This is a genomic window from Pseudosulfitobacter sp. DSM 107133 (assembly GCF_022788695.1).
Lineage (GTDB): Bacteria > Pseudomonadota > Alphaproteobacteria > Rhodobacterales > Rhodobacteraceae > Pseudosulfitobacter.
In genome coordinates, this window is the sequence record NZ_CP085157.1 from 106,015 (window position 1) to 128,280 (window position 22,266).

20 protein-coding genes and 2 pseudogenes are annotated in these 22,266 nt (G+C 60.6%); 10 read left to right on the forward strand and 12 right to left on the reverse strand.

The annotated features are described in order from the left end of the window. Positions 1-29 precede the first annotated feature (29 nt). The 6 genes from DSM107133_RS21670 to DSM107133_RS21695 all read left to right on the forward strand — a co-directional run bounded on the left by DSM107133_RS21670 (position 30) and on the right by DSM107133_RS21695 (position 6,820). Positions 30-1,934, forward strand: a complete 1,905-nt coding sequence (locus DSM107133_RS21670; RefSeq protein ID WP_240310596.1) for an AMP-binding protein — start codon at positions 30-32, stop codon at positions 1,932-1,934. A 51-nt stretch (positions 1,935-1,985) separates the two neighbouring features. Beyond that, complete coding sequence (locus tag DSM107133_RS21675; RefSeq protein WP_240310595.1) at positions 1,986-2,834, forward strand: branched-chain amino acid ABC transporter permease; 849 nt, start codon at positions 1,986-1,988, stop codon at positions 2,832-2,834. Between the two features lie 54 nt (positions 2,835-2,888). Beyond that, the gene (locus DSM107133_RS21680; RefSeq protein ID WP_240310594.1) at positions 2,889-3,890 is read left to right on the forward strand and encodes a branched-chain amino acid ABC transporter permease; all 1,002 of its coding nucleotides are present in this window, start codon (positions 2,889-2,891) and stop codon (positions 3,888-3,890) included. 36 nt (positions 3,891-3,926) lie between these two features. Continuing rightward, positions 3,927-5,165 carry an ABC transporter substrate-binding protein gene (locus DSM107133_RS21685; RefSeq protein WP_114294390.1) on the forward strand — a complete coding sequence of 413 codons (1,239 nt, stop codon included), beginning with the start codon at positions 3,927-3,929 and terminating at the stop codon, positions 5,163-5,165. A gap of 61 nt (positions 5,166-5,226) precedes the next feature. After that, on the forward strand, positions 5,227-6,018 hold the full coding sequence (locus DSM107133_RS21690) for an ABC transporter ATP-binding protein (RefSeq protein WP_047998051.1): 792 nt from the start codon (positions 5,227-5,229) through the stop codon (positions 6,016-6,018). 13 nt (positions 6,019-6,031) lie between these two features. Beyond that, positions 6,032-6,820: an SDR family NAD(P)-dependent oxidoreductase gene (locus DSM107133_RS21695; protein WP_047998052.1), complete on the forward strand. Its 789-nt coding sequence runs from the start codon at positions 6,032-6,034 to the stop codon at positions 6,818-6,820. 22 nt (positions 6,821-6,842) lie between these two features. On the opposite strand, the gene DSM107133_RS21700 is transcribed toward DSM107133_RS21695, so the two are convergent. Beyond that, a complete protein-coding gene (locus DSM107133_RS21700) occupies positions 6,843-7,946 on the reverse strand; it encodes a CaiB/BaiF CoA-transferase family protein (protein WP_240310593.1) in 1,104 nt (367 codons plus the stop codon). A 112-nt stretch (positions 7,947-8,058) separates the two neighbouring features. On the opposite strand from DSM107133_RS21700, the gene DSM107133_RS21705 reads away from it, so the two are divergent. Genes DSM107133_RS21705 through DSM107133_RS21715 form a run of 3 tightly spaced genes read left to right on the forward strand, consistent with a single transcriptional unit; the run spans position 8,059 to position 11,284 of the window. Continuing rightward, the gene (locus tag DSM107133_RS21705) at positions 8,059-8,847 is read left to right on the forward strand and encodes an enoyl-CoA hydratase/isomerase family protein (RefSeq protein ID WP_053079188.1); all 789 of its coding nucleotides are present in this window, start codon (positions 8,059-8,061) and stop codon (positions 8,845-8,847) included. Positions 8,848-8,863: 16 nt separating this feature from the next. Then, positions 8,864-10,102 (forward strand): thiolase family protein, encoded by a 1,239-nt coding sequence (locus DSM107133_RS21710; RefSeq protein ID WP_047998143.1) that lies wholly within the window; start codon positions 8,864-8,866, stop codon positions 10,100-10,102. Positions 10,103-10,117: 15 nt separating this feature from the next. Beyond that, a complete protein-coding gene (locus tag DSM107133_RS21715) occupies positions 10,118-11,284 on the forward strand; it encodes an acyl-CoA dehydrogenase family protein (RefSeq protein ID WP_114294362.1) in 1,167 nt (388 codons plus the stop codon). Positions 11,285-12,521: 1,237 nt separating this feature from the next. On the opposite strand, the pseudogene DSM107133_RS21720 reads toward DSM107133_RS21715, so the two are convergent. Then, positions 12,522-12,665: pseudogene (locus tag DSM107133_RS21720) on the reverse strand (acyl-CoA dehydrogenase); the annotation flags it as partial. Here DSM107133_RS21720 and DSM107133_RS21725 point away from each other — a divergent pair. Beyond that, positions 12,660-13,022, forward strand: a pseudogene (locus tag DSM107133_RS21725) (nitronate monooxygenase); the annotation flags it as partial. The pseudogenes DSM107133_RS21720 and DSM107133_RS21725 sit on opposite strands and share 6 nt — an antisense overlap. A 110-nt stretch (positions 13,023-13,132) precedes the next feature. Here the strand turns inward: DSM107133_RS21725 and DSM107133_RS21730 are convergent. The 10 genes from DSM107133_RS21730 to DSM107133_RS21775 form a co-directional block, all read right to left on the reverse strand. Continuing rightward, complete coding sequence (locus DSM107133_RS21730; protein WP_231582207.1) at positions 13,133-14,329, reverse strand: phenylacetate--CoA ligase family protein; 1,197 nt, start codon at positions 14,327-14,329, stop codon at positions 13,133-13,135. Positions 14,330-14,356: 27 nt separating this feature from the next. After that, complete coding sequence (locus DSM107133_RS21735; RefSeq protein ID WP_047998057.1) at positions 14,357-15,166, reverse strand: enoyl-CoA hydratase/isomerase family protein; 810 nt, start codon at positions 15,164-15,166, stop codon at positions 14,357-14,359. A 28-nt stretch (positions 15,167-15,194) separates the two neighbouring features. Continuing rightward, a complete protein-coding gene (locus DSM107133_RS21740) occupies positions 15,195-16,346 on the reverse strand; it encodes an acyl-CoA dehydrogenase family protein (RefSeq protein ID WP_047998058.1) in 1,152 nt (383 codons plus the stop codon). Beyond that, positions 16,343-17,470, reverse strand: coding sequence for an acyl-CoA dehydrogenase family protein (locus DSM107133_RS21745; RefSeq protein ID WP_047998059.1), 1,128 nt, complete (start codon positions 17,468-17,470; stop codon positions 16,343-16,345). Before DSM107133_RS21745 ends, DSM107133_RS21740 begins: the two co-directional genes overlap by 4 nt. Beyond that, positions 17,457-17,906 (reverse strand): MaoC/PaaZ C-terminal domain-containing protein, encoded by a 450-nt coding sequence (locus DSM107133_RS21750; RefSeq protein WP_047998060.1) that lies wholly within the window; start codon positions 17,904-17,906, stop codon positions 17,457-17,459. The genes DSM107133_RS21745 and DSM107133_RS21750 overlap by 14 nt, the downstream gene beginning before the upstream one ends. Beyond that, complete coding sequence (locus tag DSM107133_RS21755) at positions 17,903-18,622, reverse strand: transglutaminase family protein (RefSeq protein WP_047998061.1); 720 nt, start codon at positions 18,620-18,622, stop codon at positions 17,903-17,905. Before DSM107133_RS21755 ends, DSM107133_RS21750 begins: the two co-directional genes overlap by 4 nt. Positions 18,623-18,688: 66 nt before the next feature. Then, a complete protein-coding gene (locus DSM107133_RS21760) occupies positions 18,689-19,825 on the reverse strand; it encodes a CaiB/BaiF CoA-transferase family protein (RefSeq protein ID WP_047998062.1) in 1,137 nt (378 codons plus the stop codon). 10 nt (positions 19,826-19,835) lie between these two features. After that, positions 19,836-20,693: a MaoC/PaaZ C-terminal domain-containing protein gene (locus DSM107133_RS21765; protein ID WP_197089319.1), complete on the reverse strand. Its 858-nt coding sequence runs from the start codon at positions 20,691-20,693 to the stop codon at positions 19,836-19,838. 23 nt (positions 20,694-20,716) lie between these two features. Then, positions 20,717-21,868 (reverse strand): thiolase, encoded by a 1,152-nt coding sequence (locus DSM107133_RS21770; RefSeq protein ID WP_047998063.1) that lies wholly within the window; start codon positions 21,866-21,868, stop codon positions 20,717-20,719. 3 nt (positions 21,869-21,871) lie between these two features. After that, a complete protein-coding gene (locus DSM107133_RS21775) occupies positions 21,872-22,255 on the reverse strand; it encodes an OB-fold domain-containing protein (protein WP_047998064.1) in 384 nt (127 codons plus the stop codon). Positions 22,256-22,266 lie beyond the last annotated feature (11 nt).

A 22,266-nucleotide genomic window follows, 5' to 3' on the forward strand; every position in this document is an offset into this window, starting at 1 on the left:
CGCAGGTTTTGCTCGCGCGTGCAACGTCCATGCCGAACAACCTCGCCGAACGCCACAAGCGCCTGGGCATCTGGCGGGAATTCACCTGGGCCGATGTGATTGACAGAGTTCGTGCCCTGGCTCTCGGGTTGGAGAACCTGGGCCTGTCGGCGGGCGAATCCGTCATGTTGATCGGGGAAAACGAACCCGAACATTTCTGGGCTGAATACGCCGTTCAGTCATTGGGCGGCAAAGTCCTGTCCGTCTATCCGGATCAGAACGCCGAAGAGATCCTGTATCTGGCCGAAGACTCGCAAACGCGGATTTTTCTGGCGCAGGATCAGGAGCAGGTCGATAAATGCATCGAGATCGCGGGCAAGTACTCGGGTGCCTTGGCGATCGTTTACTGGGATGATTCTGGTCTTTGGAGCTATGATCATCCCCTTTTGCATTCATTTGAAAGCCTTAGCGCGGCAGGACGTCAGATTCACGCCAAGGAGCCTGCCAGATTTGAAGAACACGTCAAACGCGGACGGGCGGACGATACCGCCTTGCTGTCCTATACCTCCGGGACCACGGGAAAACCGAAGGGCGTTGTCATCAGCTATCGTTACCTGTTCGACAACTGCTCACGTGTGATGGGGGCAATCGAAATCGCGCCAGGCACCGAATACTTGACGTACATTTCGCCTGCCTGGGTCACGGAACAGATTTTCGGCCTGTCGATCGGTTTGATCGCGCCCATGGTCGTCAATTTTCCCGAAGGCCCCGAAGATGTGCTGACCAACATCCGCGAACTGGCGGTTGACGCGCTGGTGTTCAGTCCGCGCCAGTGGGAAAACCTTGCGTCGATCGTGCAGGCCCGGATGTTGGGCGCGGGCAAGTTCCGCAACTTGATGTACAATTGGGGTATGAAAGTCGGCCGTGACGTTTATGTCGAACGCTTGGAAGGGCGCAGTCCCAGCCTCGCCTCGCGCCTGCGACTTCCCTTTGCCGAGGCGCTGGTGCTGCATCACCTGCGCGACAATTTGGGCCTTGGCAAGGCAAAAAATGCGATGAGCGGCGGTGCTCTGATGGCCCCCGAAGTCTTTCGCATGTTCCACGCCATGGGGGTCAAGCTGCGCAACGTCTATGGCGCGACCGAAATCGGCCTTCTGACCGCGCATGTCAGCGAAAGTTATCAGCTGGAAACAAGCGGCAGCTGGATGCAAAGCAATACCGCTTATGGCGATCCGTTGGAATACCGCATAACGCCGCAAAGTGAGTTGCAGGTCCGCGGCGGCTCGGGCTTTGGCGGATATTATGGCAAACCGGACGAGACCGCCGAGGTGCTGACCGAAGACGGTTGGTATGCCACCGGCGATGCGGTTTCGATGACCGATGACGGAGAGCTGGTATTCTACGACCGCGTCAAGGACATGCGCCGCCTAGCGAACGGCCACAGTTATCCGCCGCAGTTTATCGAAACACGGCTGCGCTACAGCCCCTACATCAAGGATCTTATGACGCTGGGCGACGAAACCCGGGATTTTGTCGGAGCGCTGATCAATATCGACATGGAGGTCCTCAGCCGCTGGGCCGAAGAGAACAATATCAGCTTCTCGACCTATACCGACCTGTCGCAAAAAGCCGAGGTTCTGGACCTTATCAAAGGCGAGGTTTCGCGCATCAACGCCTTGCTGCCCGAAGGTTCTCGGGTCGTGCGGTTCGCGAATTTCCCCAAGGAACTGGACCCGGACGAAGGCGAGCTGACCCGCAGCCGGAAACTCCGGCGCGCATTCCTGGAAGATCGGTATGCCACGCTCGTCGAGGCTATTTACAGCGGTGCCGACAAGATCGACCTTGAGATTGCCGTTACTTATCAGGATGGCCGCCAGGGCGTGCTCAGGGCCGAGGTGCGTGTATCGGATGTCGAGAGCGGATCGAAGGCTGCCGGGCGGCGGTCGCAAATTTAAGGGAGGTCGGCAAAAATGGTCTATTTCATCAATGACATCATCACCGGGGCCTTGATCGGCCTGCTTTACGCGCTGGTGGCCATGGGGTTCGTCGTGATCTACCGCGCTAGCAAGGTGTTCAATTTCGCGCAGGGCGAACTGGTGATCATCGGCGGTTTCATCGTCTGGTTCACAACCATGCAGCTCGGCCTGAGCCTGTGGCTGTCGATCCCGCTATCCTTGGTTCTTGCGGGTCTTGTCGGCTATCTGATCGAACGGATTTTCCTCACCAAGCTGATCGGTGAATCGGTGTTCTCGATGGTGATGGTGACTGTCGGCCTGCTGATCCTGCTGCGTGGCGTCGTCCTGCTGCTGTTTGGGGCTTCCGTCCGGCCATTCCCGATCATCTTTCCGCTGAAGCCGCTCTTACTCGGCGATATGCTGATTCCGATGAACTTGCTTATCGGGGGGATCATCACCATCGTTGCCGCCGTTGGCCTGTCCTGGTTCTTCAACTGGACCCGTTCAGGCCTGCGGATGACGGCAGTGGCCGAAGATCACGTCGTCGCTGCTTCGATGGGGATTTCGGTGAAAGGCTCTATTGCCTTTGCCTGGATTCTCGGCGCAATCCTGTCCACGATAGGAGCGATGATCTTCCTCAGCGGCAAGTCGCTGACCTTTCTGGCCTCGGATATCGGTTTTGCGGCACTGCCGGTTGCATTGTTCGCCGGGTTGGAGTCGATCGGCGGACTTGTCCTGGCGGGAATCATCATCGGTGTAATCCAGAGCCTGACCACCAACTACCTCGATCCGATCATCGGCGGCTCGCTCGGCAGTGTCGTGCCCTATATCATCATGCTTGCCATTCTGCTGATCCGGCCCACGGGTCTGTTCGGCTGGCGCACAATCGAGCGGGTTTAATTCATGGATCCTTCCGGCATTTTTCCCACAAGCTATCGCGCCGACAGACGTCTCGTGCGCACGCGCTGGCAGGCGGTTTGCCTGGCGCTGTTCCTCGTGGTTATGCTGGCGATGCCCTATCTTGTGAGCGGGCGTATCATCGCCGTGCTGAACATGATGCTGATCAGCGCCGTGATCGCCGTCGGACTCCAGATTTGCACCGGCTATGCGGGCCAGATCAATCTGGGCCAGGCCGCATTCATGGGGGTGGGCGCCTATACCGCTTCGATACTGGCCTCCAAGACCGGTCTCACGTTCCTGTTGACCATACCGTTGGCCGGGTTCGCGGCTGCGCTGTTCGGCTTTCTCTTCGGTTTGACGGCGACTCGGATCAAGGGGTTCTATCTGGCGCTGACGACTCTCGCGGCACAGTTCATCTTTCATTTTGCAGTCCTGAACCTGCCATCCTCCTGGCTAGGTGGCTCAAATGGAGTCACCGTGCCGGCAGCAGAGATATTCGGGCTGCGCTTCGTCACCGAGACCCAGCAATTCTACATGAACCTTGCGGTTGCCGCGATCATGATCGCAGGCGCGTTCGGGATCATCCGGTCGCGCTTCGGTCGCGCCTTCATCGCGGTCAGGGACGATGACGTGGCCGCAGGCATCATGGGGATCAATGTAGCGGCTACCAAGGCGAATGCCTTTCTGATCGGCGCCTTCTATGCTGGCGTCGGCGGGGCACTCTGGGCCTACATGATCCGCTTTGTCGGGGTCGATCAATTCACCCTGTTCCATTCCATCTTTTTCGTGGCGATGATCATCGTCGGTGGAATGGGGTCGATCGTCGGGGCGCTGGTCGGTGTCTTCGTCATTCGCACCATCCAGGAAGTTATTGCCACAGTCGGCCCGAATATCGCCGATTCCGTCTCGTTTCTGGGAGGCGATATCGTGTTCGCGGGCATGAACGTCATTCTTGGTGGCGTGATTGCCTTGTTCATGATCCTTGAACCCAAGGGGGTGATGCACCGCTGGAATATCCTGAAATCGTCTTATCGTATCTGGCCGTTCCCCTATTGATTTCGGGGCGGTCTATAACCTGGGAGGAGAATGAAAATGACATACCTCAGCAAATCGGGCCTTGGGGGGCTGCTGGCCGCCGGAACGCTGGCGCTCGCCACGGCGCTACCAATGAAGGCACAGGCGGAGACCACATATAACCTTGCGCTTCTGTCGGACTTTTCTGGCCCCTATGCCGACATCATGCCGATCTTGGCCTCAAGCCGGGAGGTCGTTTTCGACTGGTGGAACGCGACCAGCGGCAAGGAACTCGGCGTCAAGCTGAACTACAAGAACTACGAGACCCGATATGATGCCGCACAGGTCGCCAGCCTGTGGCCCGGAATCAAGTCGGAGCTGGCGCCGATCGCCGTGGTCGGCCTTGGCGGGCCGGACGTGGCGGCCCTGTCCGAACGCTTACCCGAAGACAAGATCCCGATGTTCATGGCCACGGCCGCCTATGGCTTTGCCTGGCAGCCCGATTCCTGGATATTTAATCCGCGCCCGACCTATTCGCATGAAGCCGCAGGCTTTCTGGCTTGGATGCGCGAACAGCGTGGCGGCGACGAACCCATAAAATTCGCGGTCCTGTCCTCCGAGGCATCCCCTGCCTATGTCGATATGGGAAAGGGGCTCGAAGTCTATGCCGAAGAGCATCCCGAGGCCGCCGATTTGGTTGAGGTCATCTATACCGACGTGCAGCCGACCGACCTGACCGCGCAAATGCGTCGCGTCGCGCGGTCGGGGGCCGAAGCGGTGATCATCCAGACCAACACCTCGATCGTGGTCGCCGCGAAACGCGGGTTGCAGGCCAACGGGGCCGACATCCCGATCATGATGAGCTCGCATAACGGGCTGCCTGCCTCGGGCAAAGCGCTTGGCGGGCTGGCGCAGCTTGAAGGCGACTTTGAGGCCTACGGCATGGTGATCGCGGCCGATGAGGACACAGAAGCGCGGCAGTTTTACCAGACCCTAGTTTCGGATTACGGGCTCAAGGCGCCCTGGAATGTCGTGACGGCCATGGGGATTTCCCAGGCCCTCTATACCGTGGCCGTGATCGAGCACGCGATCGAGGAGAACGGTGCCGAAGGTCTGACGGGCGAGCTGGTGCGCGAGGCGCTCTTTGCCAAGCCGATCACCTCGGAGGAAACCCATGGCTTCCTTCCGAGTCTCACTTTCACCCCAGAAGCCCCCTTTCCTCTGAAAGGACTCAAGGTGAACGTGGGCACGGTTAAGGACGGGAAGATCACCATCGCGGCGACCGGCGTCGATGTTCCCGATTTGAGCAAGTGGTGAACAAAACCCGGGCACCGCGATCGTGGTGCCCGACCCTTTCTCTGGATCCGGACCCGAAGTTATGCTCGAACTCAATAACGTGGAAGTGACCTATTCCGACGTCATTCTGGCGCTCAAAGGGATCTCAATGACCGTGCGCGAGGGTCAGTGTGTTGCGCTTCTCGGTGGAAACGGGGCAGGGAAAAGCACGACGCTCAAGGCGATTTCCGGAACTCTGAAATCCGAAGACGGAACCGTGTCCGCCGGTTCGATCGTCCTGAACGGCACGCCGATTCAGAACATGGAAGCGTCGAATGTGGTAAAGAATGGCCTTATCCATGTGATGGAGGGCCGACGCGTGCTGCGTCACCTGACATCGGAACAGAACCTGATTGTCGGCGGGCATATGGTGACCAATTCCACCGAACTGAAAAACCGTCTGGCTCATGTCTACAGTCTGATGCCGCGTCTTGCGGACCTGCGCAACCGCACCTCGGGGTTCATGTCCGGCGGTGAGCAGCAACTGCTTTTGATCGGCCGGGCCATGATGGCGAGGCCCAAGATCATCGCCATCGACGAGCCGTCGCTGGGTCTGGCGCCGATGATGGTCCGTGACGTCTACGAAGTTCTCAAACAGCTCAAGCGCGAAGGCACGACCTTCTTTCTTGTTGAACAAAACAGCGCCGCCGCCCTGTCGATCGCCGATTACGCCTATGTGATGGAAAACGGGCGCATCGTCTTGGATGGCCCCGCCCACAAGCTCGCCGGCAACGAAGACATCAGAGAATTCTATCTTGGTGTCACCGCCTCCGGTGAACGCAAGAGCTATCGCGAAATCAAGCATTATCGGCGCCGCAAGAGATGGCTCGGATAGGAGGGGAAATACAATGACTGAATTGCTGGACATCAAGGGTCATACCGCACTTGTAACCGGGGCCGGACAAGGCGTGGGTCGTCAGGTCGCGCTTTATCTCGCCGAACATGGCGCGGGTGCCGTTGTGGTCAACGATTTCCACGCCGCGCGGGCCGAAAGCGTCGCGGCGGAAGTGGAAGCGGCTGGTGCAAAGGCGCTACCGATGGCCTTTGACGTGTCGGATTTCGATGCTGTGGGCGCGGCCTTTTCCGAGGCGCAGCGCGTCTTTGGTAGCGTGGAAATTCTGGTCAATAATGCTGGTAATGCCGGGCCGACGTCACGGCTCGACGATCTTGTACCGTTCTGGGAATCAAACCCCGCCGAATGGCGGCGCTGGATGGCCACCAATTTCGATGGCGTGCTGAACTGCACCCGCCACGCCATGCCGATGATGGTCAAGGGTGGCTACGGACGCATCGTGACGGTCATTTCCGACGCAGGCCGGGTGGGCGAGCCGCACCTGGCGGTCTATTCCGGTGCCAAGGCCGGGGCGGCGGGCTTCATGCGCGCCATTGCAAAGGCCGGTGGCCGGTTCGGAGTTACCGCAAACTGCGTCGCCCTAGGCGGCACCAGAACCCCGGCGGTCGCCGATCTGATCCCGGATGCGGAGACCGAAAAGCGGGCGCTTTCGCAATATGTAGTCCGGCGGCTGGGTGAGCCGGAAGACGCGGCAGGCATGATCCTGTTTCTTTGCTCGGATGCAGCAAGCTGGATCACCGGCCAGACCTATCCGGTGAATGGCGGTTATTCATTTGCTTGCTAGAGCCGAATATGGGCAGTCGCAATCAATTGGGGCCGCCCTCGAACAAGCGTTTATTATCGGCGCCGATCTCCGGCGGCAGCCCCGAAATCTCGGTTTCGAAACCGTCGAATTTCAGGGGTTGGACCAGAAAAGTCTCTGTCTTGCCGCCATCGTGCGCGATGGTGCGCAGCAACCGGCGGGCGCGCACATGCGGATCGTTCATGGCCTCGGCCAGCGAATTGACAGGGCCCCAGGGTACGCCGGCCTTGTCAAAGAGACCGCCCCAGTCCGCGCGCGTCTTGCCGACAAGAACCGCCGCAATCTCCTCCCGCAACTCGTCCTTGCGCGTGACACGGTCGCGGCTTTTCATCCCGGCGAGGTCCGGTTTGTCGATCGCCTCGCAGAACGGATGCCAGAACCAGTCCTCATGCGCGATGGACAGCGTCAGCAGTTTGCCGTCCTTGCAGGTGAACACGCCATAGCCCGGCTCAGAGATGAACTCGCCCAGCGGCGTGCCATTGGCCGCGGGCACAAGGAAGGCCGTGAGCATCGAGACCACCGCATCCGACATCGAGACATCGACGTAACGGCCCTGCCCCGTCCGCTGGCTGGATACCACAGCCGAGAGGATCGCGATCGCCGCAAACAGCGCGGCGCCGATATCCGCAAGCGGCAGGCTCGGCACCGGCCCCGGTTGCCCGGCCTCGGCCTGATCGGCCAGAAGACCACCGACGCCTTCATAGCTGAGGTCATGCCCCGCCCTGTCGCGATAGGGGCCGTCTTGCCCGTATCCCGAGATCGACACATAGACCAGCCGCGGATTGATCTTGCGCATGTCCTCGAACCCGGCGCCAAGTGCTGCCAGCTTGCCGGGGCGAAAGCCTTCGACGATGACATCGGATTTGCTGACCATCTCACGAAACCGCGCGATCCCCTCCGCGGATTTCAGATCGAGCGCCACGCTGCGCTTGCCCCGGTTGAGCGCCCGAAAAAGCGGCGGAAACTGCCGCGCGGGATCGCCGACGCCGGGCCGTTCGACCATGATCACCTCGGCACCCATATCCGACAGAAGCATCGTCGCGTAGGGTCCGGGGAATTGTTCCGCGAGGCTGAGGATTTTCAATCCGGCCAGTGGTGCAGTGCTCATATCAGGCTCCAGGTCTTGTTTCTTCCGCGCGCGTATCCAGCTCAGTGCAACGCAATCCGCGCTAAAAGGCAAGCCCAACTCAGCAAATGTTGTTTTTATTCCGAGGGTTACAATGACTGAAACACCCAGCACCCTTACCGTCGAACGTGTGGCCAGAACCGAATGGATTGCCTTCCAGCGCACCGAGCAGTTGAACGCCATGTCGATGCAGATGCTGCGCGATATGACAAATGCGCTTGAAGCCGCGATTGCCGACGACGCCGTTCGCGCCATTGTCCTGACCGGCTCGGGCCGCGCGTTCTGCGCGGGGGCCGATCTCAAGGAAGTGGCCAGCGCAAGTCACGAACCCGGAGAGCCCGACCTGCTCGACCTGGTCGAGCACACGTTCGGGCTGATACGCCATGGCCCCAAGCCTGTGATCGCCGCCGTCAACGGGCTGGCCATGGCGGGCGGGCTGGAAATGGTGATGTCCTGCGATCTGGTCTTTGCCGCCGAAAGCGCGCAGATGGGCGATGCCCATTCCAATTTCGGTGTCTTTCCCGGTGCGGGCGGCGCGGCGATCCTGCCGCGCCGGGTCGGACTGAACCGCGCGAAGTACCTGCTCTTCTCGGGCGAAAATGTCTCGGCGCGGGAGATGATGGAGTGGGGATTGGTCAACAAGGTGGTTGCGGACGCCCAGCTTCGCGAGACGGTGCAGGCCTTTGCCGACAAGCTGTCCGACAAGAGCCCGGCCGTGCTGCGCCGCATGAAGTCGGTCGCCAACCGGTCGCTGAACGTAGACGAGCCTGCCGCGCTCGCCGAAGAGATGCTAAATCTGCGCGCTCATATGCGATCCTGGGACATGCACGAAGGGCTGGCGGCGTTCAATGAGAAGCGCAAGCCTCGGTTTCGCGGATACTGATACAGGAGGACGAATGATGCAGGACATATATGTCATCGGCGTCGGCATGACGCCGTTCGGAAAGTTTCGGGACAAGTCCATCAAGGACATGACCCGCGAGGCCGTCACCGGCGCTCTTGCCGATGCCGGACTCTCGGCAAAGCGCATCGAAGGCGCGTTTTTCTCGAACGCCGTGCAGGGCCACATGGAGGGCCAACACATGATCCGCGGAGAGATAGCGCTGCGCGAGATCGGCATTCAGGGCGTTCCAGTGGTGAATGTCGAGAACGCCTGCGCCAGCGGCGCGACTGGTTTCAAGCTGGCGGTCGATTTTCTCAAGGCCGGCAACGGCGATTGCTGCCTCGCCGTGGGTGCGGAAAAGATGTATTCCGATGATCGCGCGCTGATGTTCTCGGCCTTCGACAGCGGCTGGGACGTGAGCAATGGCGAAGCGGTCGCGCAGCGCCTGGCCGATCTGGGTGCCGGGGTGGAGGAACCCGAAGGCTCGAAATCGTCCAAGCCATATAGCGTGTTCATGGATGTCTATGCCGGCTTCGCGCGGCTGCACATGAAAACCTTTGGCACGACACAGGAACACTTCGCGGCCGTGTCCGCCAAGAACCACGGGCACTCGGTACATAATCCGCTGGCGCAATATCGCGACAGCATGAGCATTGATCAGGTGCTCGCCGCGCCGCCCATCACCTACCCGCTGACCCTTCCCATGTGCGCCCCGATTTCCGACGGAGCGGCGGCGGCGGTGCTTTGTACGGGCGAGGGCCTCAAACGGCTGGGCATCGACCGGACCCGCGCGATCAGGGTCAAGGCAGCGGTCCTGCGCTCGGGCACCGACCGCGCGCCCGAGGATCACGAAAACCACCTGACCCGCCTTACCGCCCTGCAAGCCTATGAACAAGCCGGGCTTGGCCCCGATGACATGTCCCTCGCCGAAGTGCACGACGCAACCGCCGTGGGCGAGGTCATCCAGATAGAGAACCTGGGCTTTGTCCCGTTCGGCGAAGGTGGCCCGGCCAGCCTCCGCGGCGAGACAACGATCGGCGGGCGCATCCCGGTGAACACCTCGGGCGGGCTGGAATCCAAGGGCCACCCGGTGGGTGCCACCGGGATTGGCCAGATATTCGAACTGGTCACGCAACTACGCGGCGAGGCTGGCGCACGCCAGGTTGACGGCGCACAGAACGCCATCGCCGAAAATGGCGGCGGCTTGCACGGCGTCGAGGAAGCCGCCGCCTGCGTCACCATTCTGGGCCGCTGAAACAAGGAAAAGAAAATGGAAAATGTGATTGCTGCCGCACAGGCGATTTATACCGACGACCAGCGCATGTTGCTGGAAAACTTCCGCAAGATGGCCAATGCGGAATTCGCTCCGCTAGTGGAAAAATACGAAGATCTGGGCCATCCTCCGGATGCGGAAACCCTCAAGGGCTTGTTCACCAAGGTCGAGGAATTCGGGCTCATCAGCGGCTTGCTTCCCGAAGAGGACGGTGGCGCGGGGATCGACCGCTTGACCTATGGTATCCTCTACGAGGAACTGGCGCGGGTTTGGGCCGATCTGGCGATCGCCGTTCTGATTCAGGGTCATGCCGCATTCGCGCTCAACCTGATGGGCGACGCGGCGCAGAAAGAGGCTTATCTCAAACCGCTCCTGCGCAGTGAGCGCATTTGCGCCACTTGCATTTCCGAACCCTCCGTCGGCTCGAACGTGCGTGAGGTCAAGACCCGCGCGGAGCGCCACGGCGACAGGATTTTTGTCAGCGGACAGAAGCTGTGGATTTCCAACGGTGCGCAATCGGATTTCGCCATCGTTGTCTGCAATTTGGAAGGTGGCATTTCGATGGTTATCGTGGATCGCGACAAGGGCGGTTATGAAAGCCGCGAGCTGCGCAAGATGGGGCTTGTCGGCGCCTCGACCTGCGAATTGTTCTTTGACCGTGCGGAAACCAGCGCCGAACATGTTCTGGGAAATGCAGGCGGGGGCCTGTTCCAGACATTGAAGCTTTTTGAGAGCGCGCGGGTCTTTGTGGGGCTGACAAGCGTCGGTATTGCACAAGCGGCGCTGGAGTGCGCAGTCTCTTATTCGAAAGAGCGCGAGCAGCACGGCAAGCCGATCGGCGGGCACCAGTTGATCCAGGGCTACCTAGCCGACATGGCCACGCATCTGGATGCTGCGCGCCTGTTGTGCCAGCGTGGGCTGCAACTTCTGGAACTGGGCGTGCGCTGCGACACGCAGACCTCGATGGCGAAATGGTATGCGACTGAAATGGCAGTCGAAATCGCCGGCAAGGCCGTGCAGATTCACGGCGGCAATGGTATCACCAAAGAGTTTCCCGTCGAACGGCACTTCCGCAATGCCAAGGTCATGCCGATCCCGGACGGCACCACCGAAATCCAGAAGCTGGTCATCGGGCGCAACCTGACCGGGTTGAACGCGTTCTGAAATGCGCCCGGGCCGGTACGGCACACGCGGTGCAGCCACGGCGTGATCGTTCCGGCCCAATGGCGTTAAGCAGGTCGATCCAAACCTTGCCTCGACCCGAGCGGAGGGGCCAAGAGGAAGCGAATTTGTCGAATAAGCTACGGCCAGCATCGCGGACCAACTCTGCAAGCACCGTCAGGGCATCCTGATCATCGATACCGCGACAGTCGGCAGATGCTACCCGGTCAAACATCCAGACTGGACTTCCAGAGACCGGTCCGCCCGGCCGCCAGTGAGATTGCATCGAAACATCGCCACACCAGGTTTGTCGATCACTTTATGGAGATAAACCGACCGGCCAGACCATGGACGTCATCGATAGAAGAACCTCGCGCCAATCGATAACGTGGGTGTTCTAGTGTTCAGTTGTACAACGAGGAAGCCGCATTCGGGCCTCGGCTACCAGACGCCCAAGGCGTTCGCCGAGGACTTGGGCATCGCAACCGAAAGCTGCGCTGCACCATTCTAAAGTTCCGCGCATCTGTCAGTAGCTCCAGCAGCGCCAGTCGGCGTATCACTAACCGGGCTCAAATCGCGGCTGGATGAAAGTTCTGTGGCAGGTCACCTACTGCCGTGGAGCTTAAAGCCATCAAGCTGAACGGCCAGTGCTCTTCTGTGAACGCTTATCAACAAAGGAGATGAGCTATGGAACATGGAAAAACGGGCGAACTCCGTACGCGTGGCGGACTCGACGACCGTCATGAACCGCCAGTGTCGGCCGACGAACCCGTTCTCGCCGGAGATCCCGCGGAGGACGGGCATGTCCGGTACGGTGCGTCCTGCGGCGCGATATGCACTCACCACCTCATGCGCGGGCGTCAGTGGCCGCGTCGTCTGTCGGGCCGCCTATTTCGTCGCAGATGAAGGAGGCGGCATTCGGCATGGTGCCCAAGCAGTGCCCCCCCGCACCCATAAGACCTGCCGCCACTGCACCCCGAAGTTATTCGGCACACCGAGAATGGTCATCCGCGAGGCGATGGCAAAGGGGGTGAGGCCGTACGGATGATCGCGTTGGTTATCGCGCGGGTGCTTGAATTGGGTTTTTTCCCGTAGCGGTGAACTAGATCATGTCGATGAAACCCATTTCGCCGATGTCCGTCTCTACCGTCATCGACTTGCTCGGCCGAGGCCGCCAGATCGCACATACATGCGATTGCGCCGACCGAGGCCGCGGCGGCGTTGGTGCGGCGATTGCCGGTCAGTAGGACTTGGGCATCCCCAGCGCTTTCTCGGCCACGTGAGAGAGGATCAGTTCCTCGCTGACTGGGGCGATGAAGTTCAGCACGCTTTCGCGGAAATACCGCTCGACGTGGTACTCCTGTGCGAAACCGAAGCCGCCATGGGCGCGGATTTTGGCTATATCGGTTCGCTCTTCATCGCCACGACCGAAGCTGTCGCCGCCGAAAGCTACAAGCAGATGATCGTGGACAGCGCGGCCGAGGACATTCTCTACACCAGCCATTTCACCGGGGTGAATGCCAATTACCTCAAACCTTCGATCCGGTCAGTAGGCCTGGATCCGGAAAACCTGACCGGCGAAGGCAACAAGCTAAACCTCTCCACCGGCGACGTCCGCCCGAAGGCATGGCGCGACATTTGGGGCTGCGGTCAGGGCATCGGAGCGGTTCACGCGGTGACGACAACGGCGGACTACATCGACCGGGAATCCCGTGCCGCGAAGGACGCGCTCTGCAGCTGAGCGCCGGCAACTTTGCGCAAACCCGTTTCGGTCAAGACAGTCATATCAGCCGGATTTGGTCGGCCGCCTTGCGATCTGCCCGGAAAATCAGCGCGGTCCGGGTCCGCGCCTCATCCGTCCTTGTCGTTGACGATCAGATCGGCATTCTCCGGCAACTCCGGCACCACGCTCACCGCGTCGGCGCGGATCCTGGAATGCGACTTGAAGGCCTCGGCAGCGGCGATGATTGCGGCCGAGGCATCGGCACCGTCTTCCAGCACAAGCGAGATGCGGATCATGTCGCGATCGTTCTCGCGCGTTACCACGGCCTGCGCGGCCTTTGCGCCCGGCGTACCGATGACAACTTCTTCGATCACGCGCGGATAAACGAAAATCTCGCGCACTTTGACCGCTGCGCCGACTCGGCCCTGCAGTGCAGAAATTCGGCTGACGGTGCCATCCGCGTTGCTCCCCAGCGCAAAGGCGCTGTCTCCGGTGCCAAACCGAATCATCGGCCAGGTGGCATCGCGCGCGGTCACAACAACCTCACCCGGTTCCCCGTGAGCGACCTGTTCTCCACTGATCGGATCGCAGATTTGCACCACGCGGTCGGGATGAACCACATAGCCGTCGCCGCCATCCTCATAGCCGACAAGGCCCAAATCCGCAGTGGCATAGGCAGCCCAGGTCGACACGCCATAGTCTGCCTCGATCCGGCGGCGCTTGGCCATCCAGTCGCCCATCTCACCACCGAGGAAGGCCGTTTTCACCTTCCAAGCGTCGCGGCCATAGGTTTCGATCACCTTGTCCGCCAGCGTCAGGAAAAACGCGGTGGATGCGCAGATCGAAGTGACGCCGGTTTCGACGATGATCTGCGCCTGAAGCTCGGTATTGCCGACGCCGCTGGGAATTACGGTGGCCCCGGCGGCCTGTGCCGCTTCGTCGAACAAAAGCCCCGCCGGCACGAGGTGATACATCCAGGTGTTCAGAATGATGTCGCCCGCACCCACGCTGGCCGATCTGAATAGAAGGTCCAAGCCGTGGCCACCGCCGCCCGAAAGCGACGGCTCGAAGATCGGGCCGGGCGACACGTAGATCCGGCCGACATCCTTTAGATCGGCAGCGAGAAACCCGCCGAAGGGCGGATTGGCGCGCTGGAGCTTGAGAAGCTCTTCCTTCTTCATCACCGGCAGCCGTGACAGATCTGCCAAGGACCTGACGGCCGCCGGATCGAATCCGGCAGCCGCAAATCGTGATTTCAGCCCAGATGCCCTTTCGGCTGCGGCGGCATAGGCTTGAGCTATGTCCTTATAGATGTCTTCAGACATGATCATGCCTCCCTGTTCAGTCGTGGCTTAAAGCGGGCAGTCCTTGCGGAAGTTCGGCGCGCGCTTCTCGCGATGCGACAGTACCCCTTCCTTGACGTCTTCGCCCATGAACCCGAGCATTTCAAGCGCAGTCGAGGCATCGAAGATCGGGCCAGCCTGGCGCAGCCAGTTGTTCAGCGAATATTTGGTCCAGCGGATCGCGCTTTGCGAGCCGTTGGCGAGCTCGACGGCCGTATCCAAAGCGATTTGCTGCAACTCGTCATCTTCGACGCACATTGACACTAGGCCGATGCGCTCGGCCTCTTCGCCCGAAACCGGCTTACAAGTCATCAAATAGTATTTCGCCTTGGCCATCGAGGTCAGCAATGGCCAGATGATTGCCGCGACATCGCCAGCGGCAACGCCCAGACGCGGGTGACCATCGACGATCTTGGCCTTCTTACCGGCGATCGAGATGTCGGCTAGGATGGCCACCACAAGGCCGGCACCGGCGGCAGGGCCGTTGATGGCGGAAATAATCGGCTTGTTACAGTTGATGATGTTGTAGACGAGGTCTTTGGCCTCTTTCCACGTCTTCATGATCTCGTACGAATTGCCGATCATGTTTTCGATCAGGCTGAAATCGCCGCCGGCCGAGAATGCCTTGCCCGCGCCGGTGACTATGACCGCATTGATGTCGGGGTCACGATCGATATCGATCCACATATCTGTCATCTGAGTGTGGGTTTCCGCATCTACGGAATTGAAGGTCTCAGGGCGGTCGAACGTGATGCGCAGGACGCGATCAGCCGGGTAGTCGAATTTCATCTTGTGATATTTTGCGTAACGATCGGACATGGTTCTTTTCCTCCTCAGGGTATTAGGTTCAGTCAGGCAATCCGAGAACGGCCTTGGACAGGATGTTTCGCTGGATCTCGTTCGACCCTCCATAGATCGTCGTCGGTCTGGCCTTGTAGAAACTCGCAAGGACATCGACGCTTACATTGCCGACCTGAAGCGGGCCGACGGTGCCGCCATCGGGTCCGGCTGCCTCGATCATCAGCTCGGTGATGCGCTGAAAGCACTCGGTCACCCAGATCTTGAGCATCGAGACATCGGCGCCCAGCGTTTCGCCGCGCTTCAGTTGGTCGGCGAAACGGGAGTAAAGCGCCGCGTGATCCTCGACATCAAGCGCGGCTTGCGCAAAGCGGTCGCGGAACACTGGATCGTCAAAAGCGCCACGGCCCCGTGCGAAGCTCTCAAGCTGCCCCAACGCGTTCTGGGCCAGGCTGGGCGAGCCGATGAAGATGCGCTCGAAGCTCAGGAGCGCCTTGGCCATGGTCCAGCCCTTGTTCAACTCGCCCACGAGGTTTTCGCGGGGTGTACGGGCATTGTCGAAGAAAACCTCGCAAAATTCCGTTTCCCCCGAAAGCGTGGTGATCGTGCGCACCTCGACACCGGGTTGATCCATCGGCGCAAGGACAAAGCTGATTCCCTGTTGTTTTTTGGGCGCGTCCGGATCGGTGCGGACCAGCATGAAGATGTGCGTGGCGTCATGCGCCATCGTGGTCCAGATCTTCTGTCCGTTTATGACAAAGTCGTCGCCGTCAATCTCTGCGCGTGTGCGCAGGTTGGCCAGATCGGACCCGGCACCGGGTTCCGAATACCCCTGGCACCAGATGTCTTCGCAACTGAGGATTCGCGGCAGCCAATAGTTTTTTTGTTTCTGAGTGCCGAACTTGATGATCAGGGGGCCGACCATCTGCACACCCATGTCTCGACCACGATTGACACCCCAGCGCTGCTGCTCTTCGTAGAAGATCAGCAGCTTGGCGGCATTCAGCCCCATACCGCCGTATTCCGCGGGCCAGGCCGGCGCAACCCATCCCTTGGTGTGCAGCTTGCGATGCCAATGTTCAATCTCGGCGAACTTGGGGCGGTGCGGCAGATGGCGCAGCTCTTCGGGGTACTCGGCCTCGAGGAACCCGCGCACCTCTTTGCGGAATTCCGCATCGCTCATTGCGTTCCAGTCGGTCATTGTGCGGCCCCCTCTTCTTCGCGCGCGTCAAACCAGATCCGACGGTGATAGGCGTCGTCGCCCAGCCAGGCCGACAGCACCAGCGCCCGGTTCAGATAAAGCCCGATATCGAATTCATCGGTGTAGCCGACCGCGCCGTGCAGCTGGATGGCGTCGCGGGTGACTTTCCTGGCGGCCGTGACCGCCCGTGCCTTGGCCCGGCTGGCCAGACGTGCGCGGATACTTGCGTCCGTTTCGCCATCCATCCGCATCAGAACTTCGCGCACTGCGGCCTGCGCGACCTCGCACATCACGTTCAGGTCGACGGCGCGGTGCTGGATGACCTGGAAGGATCCGATCGGCTTGTCGAACTGCTCGCGCGTCTTGATGTAGTCGAGCGTAATCTCGAAGGCGCGCTGGCTCAGGCCGACAAGCTCGGCTGCGGCAAGCGCCGTTGCGTCGGCCACAGCCTCGGACAGCGCTCCCTGAACCGCGGCACCGCAGGCCAGCTCCGCAGCCGGCGTTCCTGAAAAGGAAAGCTCGCCCAAGGAACTGCCATCGGCCTGCGCCCGCCTGGTCGTAACAAGCCCATCCGCGCTGGCCTCGGCCAGAACTAGAACCGGGCCACCATCTGCTTCGGCTACAACAAGGAAATCCTGCGTTCCTCCCGCGCCAACCACCCAGGCCTTGCCGCCGGTCAGCTTTCCGTCCGCATACCGGCAAGTCGCATCAGCGGAAGCGCCGCCCGGACCACGTTCCTGCCAGGCAACCGCCAGCGATGCCTCGCCGCCGATAAGCTGTTCCAGCTTCGGATGCTCCGGGCAAAGGCGGCGCAGAAGGCCTAGGCCAAGACCAATCGTCGCCACGACCGGTTCCGGGGCGATCACGCGGCCGACCTCTTCGGCGATAACGCCACCGGCAGCCAGGCCCATGCCAAGCCCCCCCTGTTCTTCGGGCACGGCCACGCCAAAAACACCGGCTTCGCCCAATTCCCGGACCATATCCGGGTCAAATTCGCCCCCGGCATCGCGGAGCTTTCGCGACCGTCCACTTCCGCCCGCGCGGTCAAACAGCGTGCGCGCGCTTTCGCGCAGCAGGCGAAGGTCTTCTTCTTGTTCGCTGGATTGCATATCAACCTGTGTCATTTCGTTTTCGCTTCATCATCAATGGGACGTCAGCTGAAAGAACCACCTCGCCCTTGGGGTTCCTGACGCTGAGCGTATAGTGCAAAACACCTCGATCGGGCTTGCTTTTGGACGGCGTGACCGAGTTGATAGTCATTTCGATATCGAGGGGTTCATCCGGGCGGACAGGCAGCAGCCAGCGCAGATTCTCGAAGCCCATGCCGCCGATATTGGCCACCTCGACCATCAATTCCGTCACGACAGGTTTGAACACCTCAAGCACGGTCTGAAATCCCGAGGCGATCAGGCTGCCATGTATCGCGGTCGCATAGTCTTCGTCGGTGTGCAGCCGTTGCGGGTCCCACTCCTGGGCAAAGGCCTTTATGGACTGTGCGCTCATCGGGGCGCTGCGAAAGTGAAAGACTTGGCCCGACTCGAAATCGTCAAGATATTTCAAGCGGCCCCCTCCTTTGCGAAACCGGAATCATACCCGCTCGAATCTTTGGAGATTCTCACCCGGTTGAACTCTTCCAGTTTCGGGTAGGTTTCCTTGAAGGCCGTCAGGAATTCCGCCATCGGCGCATCGACATAAAGACCCCGGTCGTTCACATATTCCATGTGGCGCTGGTCCTGCTCGTCGAATTCGTGGAAAAGAGCATCATGATAGCCGTCAAAGACCAGAGGCTTGACCCCGAATCTTTCACACAGCTCTATGTTGAAAGCGGGTGTGACCTTATAGGATTCACCACCCAGCCAAAGTTGAACATAACCGTGATAGATAAAGAGATCGGTCCCCATCAGCTCCTGCAGCTTGGGAGTATTCAGGTGGTTGCGCACGTCCGCGAATCCCAAAGCGGCGGGGATACCGACGGCGCGCAGACAGGCGGCAAGTAGGATTGCCTTGGGGACGCAGAAGGCTGCCTCCGCCCCGGCGATCCGGCTGGCACGATAAGAATCTTCATCCAGCGCAAAACAATACGGGTCGTAACGGATATCGTCGCGAACCGCTTCGAACAGGCGGATCGCCTTATCTCGATTGGTCGCGTCCACAGGAAGATCGCGCAAAGCCGATGTGATGAAACCCTGCACTTCGAGGCTGTCGCTCTCGACAAAGTGCGCGGGCAAGACAAAGCGCGCAGCTTCTGTCGGCAGGTCGTCATGGGGTTGGGCCATTGGATCTGTCCATTTTTTTCTAACAAATGTTAGAATACAATCTGAAAACCTGCGGGTCAACGAGATTTATTCTGTTTTTCGCAAGTCCTGGCCAAAGCGGGTATTGTCTTCCCCCAAAGCCGCAGCACGGCCGGCCGAAGTTGCCGCACAACGGAATTCCGGAGCAATTGGCAGCGGCAGCGCCGGTACCTCCCGACCAGAAATGTTCAGCTTCCGCGCGAATACGCCGCGTGCGATAAAATGCGGATCGGCCGCAGCTTCGGCTGGCGTTTTCACGACGGAACAGCAACAGTCCGCCGCGGCCAACAAAGACTCCCAATGGGTCGAGGGCTGGTCGCCCAGACGGCGCGCCACTTCCGCAACACTGGCATTGGGGTCGGACCAGTCATCACGAAGCTCCTGCGGCAGGCCGATGACATCGCAGAACCTCTGCCAGAACTTTTCCTCGATCGCCCCGACGGCGATCTGACGGCCGTCCGCCGCGGTATAGAGACGATAGCGCGCTAGGCCGCCGGTCAGACGGCTGCTGCCGCTTGCGATGTCATTGCCGGCGATCACGCCATCTGCATGGGCCCAGTAGGCAAAGGCAAACGCCCCCTCAGACATGGCGACATCAAGATGCGTCCCCTGACCGCTTGCCTGCCGCGCAATCAGGGCCAGCAGGATATTCACCACCGCCGGATAGGTTCCGCCCCCGATATCAGCGACCAACCCGAAGGGCATGGTTGGCTGCTGATCCGGTCCCCGGCTCAGCGACAGGATCCCCGAATCGCCCACATAATTGAGATCGTGCCCGGCAGTCGAAGCCTTCGGGCCGGTCTGTCCATAGCCGGTGATCGAACAATAGATGAGACCGGGATTGATCTCGCGCACGGCCTCGTATCCCAGACCGAGCCGGTCCATCACTCCGGGGCGAAATTGCTCTACCAGAACATCGGCCTTTTCAAGCAAAGGGCGCAGAACATTCATTGCGCCCTTTGACTTGAGGTCGATAGCCACTGACCGCTTGCCGTGATTCAAAACAGCGAAGCCAATGCTCTCCCCGTCTATTTTTGGCGCGGTCAGGCGTGCGTCTTCACCCGTGCCCGGGCGCTCGAACTTGATAACCTCGGCCCCGGCTTCGGATAACATGAGCGTGGCCATCGGGCCGGGAAGAAGGGTGCTGAAATCCAGCACCAAGATATCCTTGAGCGGCTGTGTCATCCTCCCTCCCTCACGCGAAACGCGCAGCCCCATTGTTTAGAACCACCACGTCGCGGGCCGGGATCGAAGCGCGGAACCGGGCCTCGCCACCCTCTTCCCAGATCTCAAACCGCACGGTCTCGCCGGGATAGACCGGGGCGGAAAACCGCACGTCCAGCCCGACAAGCCGGGCGGCGTCATAATCGAGCAGCGATTTGAGGATCGCCCGCGCCGCCAGACCATAGGTCGCAAGGCCGTGCAGGATCGGGCGGTCGAACCCGACCGAACGCGCCACATCCGGGTCGGCATGAAGCGGGTTCATGTCACCGCTAAGGCGGTAAACCAGCGCCTGGCGCGGCAGTGTTTCGATATCGCAGACATGATCGGGCGCGCGGTCGGGCAAGGCCGCCGGGGCCGGGCCGGGCCTGTTTTCGCCACCGAACCCACCATCGCCACGGCAGAAGGCCGACATCGCCACGCGAGCCAGCTTTTCGCCGCTATCGGCATTGATGATGTCGCGGCTCTGGTAGATGACGGCACCTTTGCCCTCGCCCTTGTCGGAAATAAAGTCGATCCGGCTGCGGCCGATGATGTTGCCGTTCACCGGCAGCGGCTTGTAGATGTCTAGCCATTGTTCACCATGCAGCACCTTCTGCCAGTTCACGCCGGTCTTGGGGTCGCGCAGCCAGAAGCCCGGGTACCCCATCGTGACCGCCATTGAGGGAACCGCCCTCAGCCCAGCTTCATAGACAAAGGCCAACTCTTTCCTGTCGGTCGGATCCTCGCCAAACCCGAGGCCGAGCGCATAAAGGATCGTATCCCGCTCGGTCAGTGTCTGCTCGATCTCTTCGAAGTCCCAGTTCGATAGCGCGTCGAAATCCAATGGCATGATCTTTCCTCCCTGGTTTGTTCTTAGAGGGTGTTTTGCGAACCCAAGATTGCCGTGACCTGACTGGACAGCACACCGCCGTTCCCATGGGCCAGCGCCAGGTCGACATCCCTCAACTGAATGCCGGGCGCATCGCCACGGATCTGCCGCGCCGCCTCGATCACGGTGAAAATGCCATACATGCCGGGATGCACACAGGACAAACCCCCGCCATTGGTATTCACCGGCAAGACCCCGCCCGGCGCGATGCGCCCGCCCTCGACAAAGGCACCGCCCTCGCCCTTGGCACAAAAGCCGAGATCTTCCAGAAATAGGATCGTATTGATGGTGAACGCATCGTAAAGCTCGACCGCCTGAATGTCCGAAGGCGACACGCCCGCCGCGGCAAAGGCGCGTGCGCCCGACTCGCGGGCGGCGGTCACGGTGAAATCCTTCATCTGCGATATTTGCCGGTGCGAGCTTTCCGCCGCGCTGCCCAAAACGTAAACCGGGGCCTTAGGGAAGTCCCTGGCACGGTCGGCGCGAACCATCACGATCGCCCCGCCGCCATCGGTGACAAGACAACAATCGCGCACAGTCAACGGATCGCCCACCATACGCGCGCCCAAAACATCCGCGCGGCTGAGCGGGCCGCGCTCGAATGCCTCGGGGTTGTGCTGCGCCCAGGCCCGCGCGGCCACGGCCACATCGGCCAGCTGTTCGCGGGTGGTGCCAAATTCATGCATGTGCCGTGCCGCCGCCATCGCATAGGCGGAAATCGGATATCGCGGATTATAGGGCGCCTCATAGGCGGGCGGGCGCGAGGCCGTCACCAGCCTGCCCGACGCGGTGCGCTGGTTGGAGCCATAAACAATCAGCGCCACATCACACAGGCCAGCCTCCAGCGCCATTGTGGCGGAGGTCAGGTAATTCACGAAGGACGACCCGCCCGTCATGGTGCCGTCGATGAACCTGGGCTGAATGCCCAGATATTCGGCCGCCATAAGGGCAGGCATGCTGTCTTCCATCATGGTGCAGAACAGACCGTCCACATCGGACAGCTTCAGCCCCGCATCGCCAAGTGCCGCAAGCGCGGATTGCGCCATGACATCATAGGCCGTCAGCCCATGCGCCTCGCCGAAACCCGCGTGCCCGGTTCCCACAATGGCGGATTTTCCCCGAAGTTTGGTGGTCATGGCCTATACCTCCGCCGGTTTGAACAACACGGCCGGTTGGCCCTCGGCCCCGCCCACGAAGGCGGTCACGGCCATGTCGATGACAATGTCACCGGGGGCAATGCCCTCGACCCGGCTCATCATCCGAACGCCTTCCTCCAGTTCCACCACGCACACGTTATAGTCGCCGCCGCGCTCGGGCTTCTGACGCACGACAGTGGTGGTGTGGACCCGGCCCTTGCCGCTGGCGGGATGCCAAGAGATCGCGGTCCCATGGCAGTGCGGACACAGGACCCTTGGAAAGAAATGATAGGCTCCGCAATCATCGCACCTGGGCAGCATGATCTCCCCGTTTGTCAGCGCGCGTTGGAATATCTGGTCTGGTCCTGTGGCGTCCGGCACCGGCATTCTCCTCAAAT